This window comes from Paenibacillus lycopersici, assembly GCF_010119935.1.
Lineage (GTDB): Bacteria > Bacillota > Bacilli > Paenibacillales > Paenibacillaceae > Paenibacillus_Z > Paenibacillus_Z lycopersici.
Window position 1 is genome coordinate 1208154 of sequence record NZ_CP048209.1, and the last position, 13254, is coordinate 1221407.

10 protein-coding genes are annotated in these 13254 nt (G+C 58.1%); 7 read left to right on the top strand and 3 right to left on the bottom strand.

Annotation, left to right across the window (positions count from 1 at the left end; all coding sequences use genetic code 11):
• Positions 1-17 precede the first annotated feature (17 nt).
• From GXP70_RS05150 to GXP70_RS29525, 5 genes are all read left to right on the top strand, one after another.
• Positions 18-1130 (top strand): ABC transporter permease, encoded by a 1113-nt coding sequence (locus GXP70_RS05150; RefSeq protein ID WP_162355482.1) that lies wholly within the window; start codon positions 18-20, stop codon positions 1128-1130.
• A complete protein-coding gene (locus tag GXP70_RS05155; protein WP_162355483.1) occupies positions 1127-1816 on the top strand; it encodes an ABC transporter ATP-binding protein in 690 nt (229 codons plus the stop codon). The genes GXP70_RS05150 and GXP70_RS05155 overlap by 4 nt, the downstream gene beginning before the upstream one ends.
• 228 nt (positions 1817-2044) lie before the next feature.
• The gene (locus GXP70_RS05160; RefSeq protein ID WP_162355484.1) at positions 2045-3448 is read left to right on the top strand and encodes an MDR family MFS transporter; all 1404 of its coding nucleotides are present in this window, start codon (positions 2045-2047) and stop codon (positions 3446-3448) included.
• Positions 3449-4342: 894 nt separating this feature from the next.
• Positions 4343-5047 (top strand): phosphotransferase family protein, encoded by a 705-nt coding sequence (locus GXP70_RS05165; protein WP_162355485.1) that lies wholly within the window; start codon positions 4343-4345, stop codon positions 5045-5047.
• A 13-nt stretch (positions 5048-5060) separates the two neighbouring features.
• A complete protein-coding gene (locus tag GXP70_RS29525) occupies positions 5061-5768 on the top strand; it encodes a CD3324 family protein (RefSeq protein ID WP_192043416.1) in 708 nt (235 codons plus the stop codon).
• Between the two features lie 118 nt (positions 5769-5886).
• Here GXP70_RS29525 and GXP70_RS05175 read toward each other — a convergent pair whose 3' ends face one another.
• A complete protein-coding gene (locus GXP70_RS05175) occupies positions 5887-7662 on the bottom strand; it encodes an ABC transporter ATP-binding protein (protein ID WP_162355486.1) in 1776 nt (591 codons plus the stop codon).
• On the bottom strand, positions 7649-9424 hold the full coding sequence (locus tag GXP70_RS05180; RefSeq protein WP_162355487.1) for an ABC transporter ATP-binding protein: 1776 nt from the start codon (positions 9422-9424) through the stop codon (positions 7649-7651). The genes GXP70_RS05175 and GXP70_RS05180 overlap by 14 nt, the downstream gene beginning before the upstream one ends.
• Before the next feature lie 617 nt (positions 9425-10041).
• Between GXP70_RS05180 and GXP70_RS05185 the strand changes: the two genes are divergently transcribed.
• Complete coding sequence (locus GXP70_RS05185; protein WP_162355488.1) at positions 10042-11271, top strand: LysM peptidoglycan-binding domain-containing protein; 1230 nt, start codon at positions 10042-10044, stop codon at positions 11269-11271.
• A gap of 136 nt (positions 11272-11407) precedes the next feature.
• The gene (locus GXP70_RS05190) at positions 11408-11893 is read left to right on the top strand and encodes a hypothetical protein (protein ID WP_162355489.1); all 486 of its coding nucleotides are present in this window, start codon (positions 11408-11410) and stop codon (positions 11891-11893) included.
• A gap of 698 nt (positions 11894-12591) precedes the next feature.
• Here the strand turns inward: GXP70_RS05190 and GXP70_RS05195 are convergent.
• Positions 12592-12990: a hypothetical protein gene (locus tag GXP70_RS05195; RefSeq protein ID WP_162355490.1), complete on the bottom strand. Its 399-nt coding sequence runs from the start codon at positions 12988-12990 to the stop codon at positions 12592-12594.
• Positions 12991-13254 lie beyond the last annotated feature (264 nt).

Genomic DNA, 13254 nt, shown 5'->3' on the forward strand with positions numbered 1-13254 from the left:
CGAAGGAGGGAAGCGCGATGTATCTTGCTATTCGAGAAATGAGATTCGCCAAAATGCGCTATTCGCTGATCGCCGTTATCATGCTGCTGGTTTCTTTCCTGGTGCTGTTCGTCAGCGGACTGGCGCGCGGGCTCGCCTATGACAATGCGGCTTCGATTCAGAATATGGACGCCGATTACTTCATCATGGAGCAAGATTCCGACCATCGCTTCGCCCGTTCGCGGGTCGGAGAACAAACGCTGGCGCAGTCGGGCTCGATCGCCGGACGGGAGAACGTGCAGCCGCTCGGCGTCGGCATGACGACCGTGGCGGCCGAAGGGACATCGCGGAAGCTCGACGTGACGCTGCTTGCCGTTAGCCCGCAAGGCTGGCTGATGCCGGAGGTAACCGAAGGGAAGGCGATCGGGACGCAGAGCGAAGGCCTTGTGCTCGCGGACGACAAGCTGAAAGACGCGGGAGTACGGCTCGGCACGGCGATTGTCGATCAGGCGACGGGCATGAAGTGGACGGTCGGCGGGTTCGTCGCCAATGAATCGTACAGCCATGCGCCGGCCGTATATCTGAGCGAGCGCGACTGGCGGCTCCGGATGCAGCATGCCGCGGACGGGACGGACGGCAGTACCGTTTACAGCGCGATTGCCGTGAAGACGGACAAGAAGACGGCCGGCCGGCTGGCCGCCGCCTTGCCGAATGCCGAGATCGTCGCGAAATCGGCGGCGGTTGCCGCAATTCCGGGCTACAAGGAAGAACAGGGCTCCCTCATGATGATGACGGCGTTCTTGTACGCGATTTCCGCGCTCGTCTTGGCCGTGTTCTTCTATGTCGTGACGATTCAGAAGCGCAGCCAGTTCGGCATCCTGAAGGCCATCGGAACAAGCACGGCTTATTTGGCGCGGGGCATCGCCCTGCAGGTGGCCCTATTGTGCGCGGGCACTTTGCTGACCGGCGTGATTCTCATCCGGGCGGTCGAAGCGCTCCTTCCCGGAGGCATGCCGTTCCGGCTTGAGCCTTCCGTATTGGCGTTGACGTGCGGAGCCTTCGCCGGCATGGCGCTCGCCGGATCCCTGCTATCCGTCTGGAAGGTCACCCGTATTGACGCCTTGGAAGCGATCGGAGGGAGCGCGGCATGAAACATCGGCTGGTTTTAGACGACATTACACGTGCATTCTCGGATGGCGGAACGGAACGGATCATTCTGAACAAGCTCGGATTGCGCGTTTCGGAAGGCGAGCTGGTCGCGGTTATGGGGCCTTCCGGTTCCGGGAAAAGCACGTTCCTCTCCATCGCCGGCGCGCTTCTGAAGCCGTCCGGCGGTGACGTCCGGCTTGACGGGGAATCGATTCTCGGCAAGAGCCGTCAAGAACTGTCCGATTTGCGCCTTCGCAAGCTCGGCTTCGTGTTTCAAAGCGCGAATTTGATTCCGTACCTGAAGGTGGAGGAGCAGCTCATGCTGGTCGCCAAGCTGGGCGGAACGGGACGATCCCTGGCGGCCGAACGCGCGTCGGGACTGCTAAGCAAGCTAGGCTTGGAGCATCGCCGTAGCGCGTACCCCGAGAAAATGTCGGGCGGCGAGCGTCAGCGCGCGGCGATCGCCAGGGCGCTGATGAACGATCCCGCGGTGCTGCTGGCCGACGAACCGACGTCGAGCCTGGATGCCGAGCGAGGCATGGAAGTCGTACGGATACTCGCGAACGAGACGAAGGAACGGAACAAGAGCGCCGTGATGGTGACGCACGACGAGCGCGTTCTGCCGTTCTGCGACCGCGTGCTGTATTTGGCGGACGGACAATTGTCCGAGCGTCCGCAAGCAAGATAGCGCCCGGCCCCGGCCGCGATGTGCGCGATATAAGCGAGGCCTATCAATTAAGTAATATCAATGTAGTCCTATCAATCGAGCCACATCAATCGGCGCCGCAGGCGCTGCGTGACCGCATTGGCCGCATCGCCGGCACTGCGAGGCGGCTAGAAGGAATTGTTTCGGCCAGGGCGAATAGAATTGAGGATAGCTCAGCATTCAAGCTCAATCCGGGAGGCGCATTCAGAGTTGGTACAGCAGATAACGAATCGCAAAGTCGTAACCGTCGGCCTCTTGGCCGCACTGTTCATCGGCGCGTTGGACGCGACGGTCGTCAGTACGGCGATGCCGCATATTACGAAGGAGTTAAGCGGGTTCAACTTGATTAGCTGGGTATTCTCGATTTATACGCTGACGATGTGCGTCGCGACGCCGATCTTCGGCAAGCTGGCGGATTTGTACGGAAGAAAATCGGTGTTCACCGCCGGCCTGCTCGTCTTCGCGATCGGCTCGATCTTGTGCGGAGCGGCGACGAGCATGAGCGCCCTGATCTGGTTCCGCGCCATTCAAGGGTTTGGCGCCGGGGCGCTGACGCCGGTGACGTTCACGATCGTCGGCGATTTGTACCCGGGCGAGCAGCGGGCGAAGGTGCAGGGGATCTTCGCCTCCGTATGGTCGGTGGCGGGATTGCTCGGTCCGCTTGTCGGAGGAACGTTCGTCGACTACATCTCCTGGCGCTGGATCTTCTACATGAACGTGCCGGTGTTCGTGGCCGCCTTCGTTCTCGTCTTCTTCTTCCTGCACGAGAAGTTCGAGAAGAAAGCGAAGAACATCGATTACATCGGCGCGATCGTATTCACGATCGGGCTGTCGGCGATGCTGTACGCGCTGCTTAACGGCGGCGAGAAGTATGCATGGGATTCCGCGCTGATCATCGGACTGTTCATCGTCGCGGCGATCTTCATCGCGCTGTTCCTGTTCACGGAGATGCGGGTGAAGGAGCCGATGATCCCGCTGGGGCTGTTCAAGACGAGAGAGATTCGCGTGATTTACATGCTGAGCTTCCTGGGCTTCGCCGTTACGGCCGGCGTCATGGTGTACGCGCCGCAATGGATCCAGGTCGTCCTCGGGCACAGCGCGACGAACTCCGGCTTCACGCTCATGCCGATGTGCCTGGCTTGGCCGTTCGCGGCTACGATGACGGGAAGGCTGATGTTCAAGTACGGGCCGCGCCTCTTCATCGTTTCCGGCGCAGTCATCGTCGCGGCGGGCAGCTTGTGGCTCATGCTGATCGACGCGGATTCGCCGTACTCGTACTTGGTCGGCATCCTGATCGTCATCGGCTTCGGCATGGGCCTATTGGCGACGCCGATCCTGGTCTTGATCCAGAACGCCGTCGATTGGAGCCAGCGCGGGGTAGCGACCTCGACGAACTCGCTGATGAACGCGCTCGGGCAGACCGTCGGCGTGGCGATGTTCGGCACGCTGTTCAATAACGCGGCGGCCGGCCTCGAGACGAAACAGATCGCTCATGGGATGCATGTCGTCTTTATCGCGATCTTCGTCATCGCGGTCGCCGTCGTGCTGGCGGTCGGCCTGCTGCCGTCGCAGCGCAAGGAGCCGGGGAAGCCGCAGTCCAGCGTGGCGAGGTAAGTAGAGCACGGTTTCAACGTTGGCGCTGCACCGCGTTCGCTGCGGAAATTGTATAGGCTTGGATTGGAGAGGCCATCCGGTGACGGATGGCCTCTCAGATTGTAGAGACGGTCCTGCTTTTTCTCCGATACAACAAGGAGCGCTCTTTCTCCGAGGCAAAACGATCTTAACGACGGCAGTTCGTTTTCATCACAAAAAAGCTGATAGCATTCGATGTCAGCCAGAGTGTTGGTGAATAATGGATGCTTCGAGCAGACTCACGGCAAACCATGCCCCGGAGCACGAACAGATCCTGTTGCCGCTGCGCGGAATGACACGGACTGCCGGTACCGTTTCGAACCAACCGGCTTCATGAAGGCAGGTTCACGGTGCATCCGTCGATGCAAGGGAGCGGACAAGAGATCCTTTATTCGCTTCTATTTCACGTTTTTCCGTGCGCTCGCGGACAGGAGAGCCGTTATATTGACTGATTAGCCTGTTTTCGATGTCATTCGGGGACCTTAACGGATCCTGTGTCCGTGCGCTGCCCCAAAAGCCCGATTTCGCCCAAATAACGGAGCCTCTGTCCGGCTAGTCAAGGCGTGCCCGCGAGCTTTGGCTTTGACATGGAACAGCTGCTTCTCATCGTCGTAGCCGTGCACGACAGCGAAATCCCCGTCGCCGAACAGGTCCCGCGCGACCGACGGAACGCCCCGGTCGAGGGCTTCGCTACCTGGCCAGCATGCATTACGCTTTATAAAGACCCCCGCCGCATGATGCAAAATCGATTTAAACGATACTTAGCCTATCCTCCGAACAACGGAAAAGCTATTCTACTCTTAGATCGGATGCGCGCTTGAAGACCGGATGCGTGTCTGAAGGTACGAAGAGTAGACCAGCGAAGGAGCAATCAGGATGAGCCGAGACCGTATACTTAGATCGATGCTATCCGGGAAGGTCGACATGACGCCGGATGGTTTTGCCGCGGATCAATTGACGCCGGAGCAGTTTTGGGCCTGCCGCGAATTGTTTTTTGATCGTATTCTCGATATTCATGCGTCGGACATCTCGGACGTGAAGGGCTACGGCAACTTAGACGAGCGGTGCGCGACACCGTATGCAACGTGCAGGGAATATATCGTCGATACGTTCGCCGAGGACAAGGAGGGCTACTGGTACAATTGGCGGGAAATGTTCGATACGACGCTCCTTGATCGGGCATTCTTCGAGCGCTACTATAAGGAGATGGAGGCCCGCATTCCTTATTGCGAGGGGCGGCGCTACTTGGTCAACGACTTCATGTTCTTCAGCAATATGATGACGGACGGCAGGACGACGGTCGGGTTCCCGGATTGGAGCTTCGCGAGCATCGGCGATTTCCTGATCGATTTCGCGATTATGGACCTGCATAAGCCTTATATGAAAATTCCGGAGCTGCTCGTGCAATACTTGGACAACCGGGATATCGTCGTGCCGGATTTCAAAGAACGATTCCTGTGCATGGGCTATTTGAAGGGGCTGTCCGTTTTGCGTTGGCATGCTTCGATCGACGATGAGGAGTCATGCGTCTCCATTATGCAATCGATAAGCGAATTACAGGCGCGCATTTACGCGTTGTAACAAGGGTGATCGGATGAAATACGAGAACGCGAGAGACGTGCTTCCCGGGGAGCTGCTGCTCGAAATTCAGAAATACGCCGCAGGAAAGCTGCTCTACATCCCTTCCGGAGACGACAAGCGAGCTTGGGGCGAAGCCTCCGGTTACCGGGAGCAGCTGATGAAGCGCAATCGCATGATCCGCAACAAATATGCCCACGGCATTACCGTATCGGAGCTCGCGGACGAATACTTCCTGTCGCTGGATTCCATCAAGCGGATTCTCTACTCGAGAAGAATCGCAAGCAGCGACTTGCCTTACTCGCCGACCGTCGCATCGGCCGTTCGCTATGCGAGTGCCGGGCTGTTCGAGGAATGGATTCAGTGCTATCTGCTGTTAACCCGTCAAGCCGATTCCGGCTTCCATGATTTCTTGAAGGAAGAGACGCTGTTCTTCGGGGTCGTCATGTTCCCGCTGCGGCTCATTCAGCGCGCAGGGAACGGGGACGGCGCAAATCTGGCAGCTAACTGTAGCCAAGAAGATCCCGTCCCCGATCGGCCGCCGCTGCTGATTCACTATTCGGCGGGGAAGTTCTACTGCACCGTACAGCAAGAGCTGCTCGCTTCGTTGAAGCAGCGCAGAGTGAATGCCTACCCGTCCATTATCGCGCTGAGAGGGAATGCCGATTACCGGAGGTTCAACGCGCATTTCGGCAGCATCTTCATCTACGTCAACGAAGGCTGAGCGACGAAGAGCGGATTAAGCGGAGCAGGATAAAAGAAGGCAGCCGCCGATTTGATTCGTCAAATCGGCGGCTGCCTGTTTCGTATGCCGTGCGGTTCACGGGAGGTAAGAGCTGAGCTTACGCCTCCATCTTCTGCGCCGAGTGCAGCTTGTAGTACCGGCCGCGCTTCGCCATCAGCTCGTCGTGCGAGCCGGATTCGGCGATGCTCTTGTCGGCGACGTACATGATCCGGTCGCAGTTCTTCACCGTAGAGAGACGGTGCGCGATGATGAACGACGTCCGGCCCTTCAGCAATTCGTTGAGCCCTCGCTGCAGCAGGCGCTCCGTCTGGGCGTCGATGGACGATGTCGCCTCGTCCAGAATGAGAATGCGCGGGTCGGCGAGCAGCGTCCGCGCGAACGAGATAAGCTGGCGCTGACCTTGCGAGAGCTTCGAGCCGCGCTCGTTGACCTCGGTCATATAGCCCTTCTCGAATTCGCGGATGAAATCGTCGGCGCACACGGTTTTGGCGGCGGCGACGATCTCTTCCTCGGTGGCGTCGAGCTTGCCGTAGCGGATGTTGTCCATGATCGTGCCGGAGAAGATGAAGCTGTCCTGCAGCATGATCCCCATCTGGCTGCGCAGCGACTTGAGCTTCACGTCCGCGATATCGTGGCCGTCGATCAGCAGCTTGCCGCCCGTGATGTTGTAGAAGCGCGAGATCAGATTGACGACCGTCGTCTTGCCCGCGCCCGTCGGGCCGACGAGCGCGACGCTCTCTCCGGGCCGGATATCGAAGCTCAGATGCTCGAGAATGTTGCGGCCCGGCTCATAAGCGAAGGTTACGTCGTCGAAGGTCACGCGGCCTTGGATCGGCGGCAGCTCCTTCGCGTCCGGCGCGTCGCCGACCGTCACCGGCTCGTCGAGCGTCTCGAAGATCCGTTCCAGGTAGGCGACGGCGTTGACGAAGCTGTTGTACAGGTTCGATATGTTCAGGATCGGCTGCCAGAAGCGCGCCGCGTAGCTGCTCATCGCGAGGATGACGCCGAAGGTGGCCTCGCCCGGACTGAGCGCCAGCAAGCCGACGAAATAGATCGACGTGGTGACGATCGTCGACAGGTTGTCGACCGTGAACGGAATAAGGAAGTTCAAGTACATCGTCCGCATCCACGTCTCGCGGTAGCTGTTCGCCAGGCGGGTGAAGGTGCCTTCGTTATACTTCTCGCGGGTGAAGATTTGCGTGACGCGAATCCCGCTGATGCTTTCCTGCGTGTACGCGTTCATGTTGGAGCTCTTGTTGGACACCGCCTGCCATGCCCTGCGCTGTCTCGTCTTGATCATCAGGATGACGCACAGGAAGACGGGCAGTCCCGCCAGAATGACGAGCGACAGCTTCGCGTCGACCGCGAACATGAAGATCGCGATGAACAGCAGGTTCAGAATTTCGAGAATGAAGTTGATGATCCCGTTGGACAAGACATCCGAGATGGAGTTGACGTAGTTGACGACCCGGATCAGAATCTTGCCTTGCGGCCGGTCGTCGTAGTATTGAAACGGCAGCTGCTGCAGGTGCTTGAACAGATCCATCCGAATATCGAAAATAATATCCTGGCCGACGCGGGTCATCATCCGCGAGCGGATCGTGGCCAGGATAACGCTGACGACGATGGTCGCCAGCATGAGCAGCGACCAGCCGAGAAGCGGCATCTTGTCCTTGTTCGGAATCGTCACGTCTACGACATGCTGCATGATGAGCGGCGCGGAGAGCGCGATGCCGGCCGACAGGGCGCTCAGCGCGAACGCGACGATCATCGGCTTCTTCTGCTTCTTGATGTAGACGAGCGCGCGCCGGAAATGCTTGATGTTAAAGGGCGTATCCAGCGTCTCGTCGATGTCGAATTTATTTCTGGCCATATGCCGACGCCTCCCTTCCGATGCCTTCGTTCTGCAGCATGAACACGTCGTAGTAGTAGCCGCGCTTCGCCAGCAGCTCGGCGTGCGTGCCTTCCTCGATGATGCGTCCGTTATCCAGGATGAGGATGCGGTCCGCTTCCGCCGTCGTGGATACGCGCTGGGCGATGATGATCTTCGTGCACGGGAAATCCAGCTCCCGCAAGCTCTTCTGGATATGCTCCTCCGTCTCCAGGTCGACGGCGGACGTCGTATCGTCCAGAATCAGAATCGGCGGCTGCACGGCCATGGCGCGGGCAAGCGCGATCCGCTGCTTCTGCCCGCCGGACAAGCCGACGCCGCGCTCGCCGACGATCGTATTATAGCCCTCCGGCATCTTGCCGATGAAGTCGTGGGCGGCGGCGAGCGCGGCGAATTTCTCGACTTCCGCTTCCGGCATGTCGGGATTGCCGTAGGCGATGTTGCCGTCGATCGTGTCGGAGAACAGCAGCACGTCCTGCGTCGCCACGCCGATATTGCCGCGCAGCTCGTCGAGCTCCAGCTTGCGCACGTCGGTGCCGTCCACGAGGACGCGCCCTTTCGCCACGTCGTAGAAGCGCGGGATGAGGTTGATGAGCGACGTCTTGCCCGAGCCCGTCGCGCCCATGATGGCAACCGTCTCGCCCGGCGCGACAGTGAAGTTGATGTCGTGCAATACCGTGACGTTGTCGTACTTGAACGTGACATGCTCGAACTGGATGCTGCCCTGATAGCGCCGTTTCACCTCGACGTTATGATGGTTCGCGATTTCCGGCTGGGAATAGTACACGTCCATGATTTTGGATACGCTTGCGAAGAAGCGCTGGATATCGTTGATGATGATGCCGATGCTGCGCATCGGGTTGGACAGCCCCCAGATGAGCGCGCTGAACGCCGCGAATTCGCCGAAGGTGATGCGCCCGTTCATGACGAACAGGCCGCCGACCAGCATCAGGACGACGTTGAACCCTTGGGACAGAATCTCGAGGTACGGGAAGTAATCGAGCCAGACCATCGCCGCCGCCTTGTTGGCTTGGGAGTAATGGACGTTCTTCTCGTGGAATTTCTCGATTTCGTAAGGCTCGCGGGCGAACGCCTTGACGACGCGGTTGCCCGCGATATTCTCCTGCGTCACGGTGTTCAGCTGCGACAGGCGCTCCCGAAGCTCGACGTACATCGGACGCACGCGTCTCGCGAAGATGAACGCGACGATGAAGATCGGCGGCGACAGCAGCAGCAGCCATAGCGTCAGCTCGGCGTCGATGAAGAAGAAGTAGACGACGGCCGCCGCGAACACGACGAACGATTCGATGATCGTCTTGATGATCCACGCCAGGGAGTGCCGCACCATGTCGATGTCGCCGGTCATCCGGGTCATCAGGTCGCCGGTGCGGTTGCGGTCGTAATACTTCATGTCTTGGCCTTGAATTTTGTTATACAGGTTAATCCGGACGCGGAACAGCATGTTCTGCGAAGAGCGTTCGTACTGCAGCGTCGTAAAATAAGACAAGCCCGTCCGCAGCAGCGAGAAGCCGATCATGCCGAGTCCAAGGCCGACCAGCAGGCCGCGCTTATGCGCCAGATTATAAACGGCATCGCTGCCAGCGATGAATTGATCGACGATGCGCTGCCCGATATACGGGTTGATGATGGTGAGCGAGGAGCCCACGACCGAGAGGCATAACGCGAGAATATACCGCGTCCGGTCGCCTTTCAGGTTTTGCCATAGCCACTTGAGTTGAAACACGTTGATCACCGACTTTTTCGTAAGTTTCTGAGGCTTTGCCATCGTGCGGGTGAACCGCGATTCTGTCGCGGAGACGCGGTCCGCTCGCCGGAACGGGCAGTTCCAAGGGCAAAAAACTAATGGAAAGTATAACACAAATAAAAATAAAATCACTTGTTTGTCGCAATGTTGGACATGCTCTCGGAACAGGAGCGAAAAAGGCCGGAATGGATGCGTTTTCGTCTTGATCCAGAGCGTCCGTTATCCGCGCCGTTCATGAAGCGCGATTCGGGCTTTTCAAGGCCGAGCTTCGATCGCCGCCCGCGGGCCCGCGGCCATCCTTCGGTCGCGCTGCGAATAAAGCACTAGTTCGATGTACATCTGCGCGGCAGCCGATGCATGATAATATCCCGGGACTTTGCGGCTCGAAGCACGAGCATGTTAGGACGCTATATGATTCCTAAGGACCTGCGATACGGGGTCTTTTGTTTGCTTGTCCTACATTCGGCTTAATTATGCGCCGCGGCCGTCTGGAGAAGAAGGAGTTTTGCCGAATGACGGCGAATCGTGTGAGCCGCAATTTATTCCGGCAGAAGGTGTGATCATCGTTGAGCAGGTTATCGAAGTGGGTCTTTTGTATGGTGATAGGTCTGATTGCAGCATCGAGCTTTACAATTCGTACGAGCGCGCAGACAAACGAAGAAACGTATCTAAGCGTCCCGTACACCGTTAATCCGGGGGAAACATTATACGGCATCTCCAAAAAGTTTTATTTGACCGGCGATTACGCGCAGGTTGCGCAGACGAACGGCTGGAACCCGAAGGCGGGCTTGAAGGCGGGAACGACGGTGAAGCTGTCCAACCCGCTGATCCTCGGATATTACACGGTCCAATCGGGCGATACGCTGTTCGCGATTACGAACCGGTATTTCAACCGCAATCAGTATATGGAAACGCTGATGGCGTACAACCGGATCACGGATCCGAATACGGGGCTGAAAATCGGGACGGCCCTTCGCATCCCGCTGCCCGCGGGCGAAGCCAAGTATACCGTGCTGAAAGGCGACACGCTGTACGGGTTGTCCGCCCGCTATTTCAAGCAGCAGGACTATCAGCTGGCGGTTGCCGAGGCGAACGGAATCGGGACCGCCGCGGCCGCAATCAAAGCGGGGCAGGTGCTGCGCATCCCGAATCCGTTCTACATGGGCAGCGGCGGGATCATTAGCGGCGAGGCCGTCGGCAATGCTGCGAATGGCGGCCATGCAGGCGGCGCCGACGGCAGGGCAGCCGGCAGCACGAAGGCGGGCGCGACCGCAAGCGCGACCGCAAGCGCGACCGTAAACACGACCGTAAACACGACCGTAAACACGACCGTAAACACGTCCCTAAGCACGTCCCCTGCAGGCGCCTCCCCTGCAGCGACCGCTGCCGGCACGGCCGGGAACGGCGCGTCCGCAGCCAAGCCTGCCGCGGCGCCCGTCAAGGTCCGCACGATCGAGATCGACATTACGCATAACAAGCTGTACGTCCGTTACGGCGGCGCGCTGGAGAAGAGCTTCGACATCGCCAGCGGCAAGCGGCCGGGACTTACGCCGGCCGGAAGCTTCGAGATCGTGACGAAGATCAAGAACCCTTGGTATTCGGCCAAGGGCATTCCCGGCGGCGATCCGTCCAATCCGCTCGGCAGCCGCTGGCTGGGGCTGAACGTGCCGAACACCGGGGGCATGACCTACGGCATTCACGGCACGAACGCGCCCGCGTCCATCGGCACGAATGCGAGCGCCGGGTGCATCCGGATGCATAACGAGGATGTCGAGTGGCTGTTCGATACGGTGACGACGGGGACGAAAGTGACGGTACATGCCTGACGGACAGGCTGTGCCGGATAGCGGAACGGGGACTGTTCGCCCCCGGAGCATTGTCTGTTTGTCCGCCTGACTTCATGGCAGCTTCACATCGATTGCGTATGATCCTCTTAGCAAACGATTGGGAGGAATATCCTTTATGAGCATCAGCGGAATCGGTAATAGCGGCAGTCTGTATCAAAGCTTGTTAAGTCTGTATCAATCGCAAGCAAATTCGAATGCGTACACGCCCATGGAAGCTGCCGATTCGGATGAGGAGCAGCCCGTAGAAGGCACGAACGCTTCGGGCGCATCCAAACAACAGGACGCGCAGGCGCTTCTCCGCCAATTGCAAATGTCCAGCCTGTCGCTCGTTAATTTCATGAACGGCGATGACTCCGGCAGCGAATCCGACGACGGGTCCCTCCTCGGCTCGAACGACGAGACAAGCGGCTTGACGAGCCTGTTGTCCTCCTCGAGCTCGAGCGATAGCAACGACCCCTTTGCCCTGCTGCTGCGCTCGCTTGGAGGCCAGGCGAGCGGAGCGGATCTGGCATCGCTGCTGGAGCAGGCCTATTCAAGGACGAGCGCCTACGAGGATGCGGACGACAGCACGCCCGGCCAAACCGTCAATCAAGTGAATTAAGCGGGAGCAAAGCGGGATGCCGTCGGTATCGTCCGGCATCCCGATCTGCGAATATGGCGCCGCAAGGTTTCATCCTTGCGGCGCCATTCAGGCTGTCGGGAAAGTACTCGATGTATCGACATTGCATACGCCGACTGGATCGTCTTCATGGGCAGCGGACACGGGATTCGTTATTGTCTCCGAAGAGCATCGAAAGTCTGCCTGTCTGACGAAATAAAGGATCTTATGTCCGCAAGCACGTGACAAGCCAGTAGCTTTGCAAACTACCTAACGCGTGTGGCTGCAACAAGGGAAATGGCCCTTCTTGCCCTTGAATGAAATGAGTCGTATATTCCGGCGTTTTCGCATCTTAAGCTCGAGAGGGGCTTTGCAGCGGAAGCGGTCAAAATAACAAAGCAAATCCCCTGCTACCCTGTACGTAACACCGTTTTTTTTTAAATGGATTTGTCATGCTTTAGTAGACCAGAATGCATACCGGCCTTAATTTCTTCGGGTGAATGCTCGGTCGTCCTCCGCGTTTGCGGCGGCCTCGGCTCGTTCGTTGACGTTCCGGAAACAAGGCTTGAACAAATCGCCGTGACAGAGGTTTAACTGGGCTTTCAGCGCTCGGAAGAAAATTTCGATTTTCCAGTGCCAGGCATAGATGCGCGCGACGAAGCGAATGTCGTTCTCGCTCCAAGCGATGTACCGACCGTAATTCACTTAGCGCCGCGATCGAAATCACAGGTGACATCCGAAGGCTCCACCAGCGCAGCTAGCACTTCGTCGTCGTTGTCAGAGACGACGGCCGTCGACAGCACCGTCCGCAAGGGATAGGACGTTGTCTCATTGACCAATCCTAAGCTCAGGCGGAGCTTGATGGCGTGAAAATCCTTTGAAACATAGGGCCATTCGGCACGTTTGCTACCGAGGGTAACCATGGAAGAATCGACAGCGGCTAGTCGTCCAAGTGATTGAAGGCTCGCATCGCAGTACATCGTAGCAAGCTTTTTGGCGGCTTGATGACAAAGCTCCTGCAACGATTCCGTCGGCAGTCGTTCGAGTTTGCGATGCAAACTGGAGGCGCGGATGGAGGACAGTCCCAACCAACGTTGCATCCACGGTGAACTTTCTAAGTGGGAGGTAAAGCTGTCAGAATAGCAACTTTTCCGGTATTTTTGCCCGTCTGAGGCGGGTAAAGTTGCCGGAGCAGCAACTTTATCGGCATTTTTCCAGCTTGCGTCAGGTGAAAGTTGTCAGAATAGCAACTTTTCCGGTATATGTGACCGTCTGAGGCGGGAAAAGTTGCTGGAGTAGCAACTTTTCGATTTTTTTTGTCTCTTCTGCGGCAGGCGTGAGGTTCTTTGCAGGCCTACTGAATA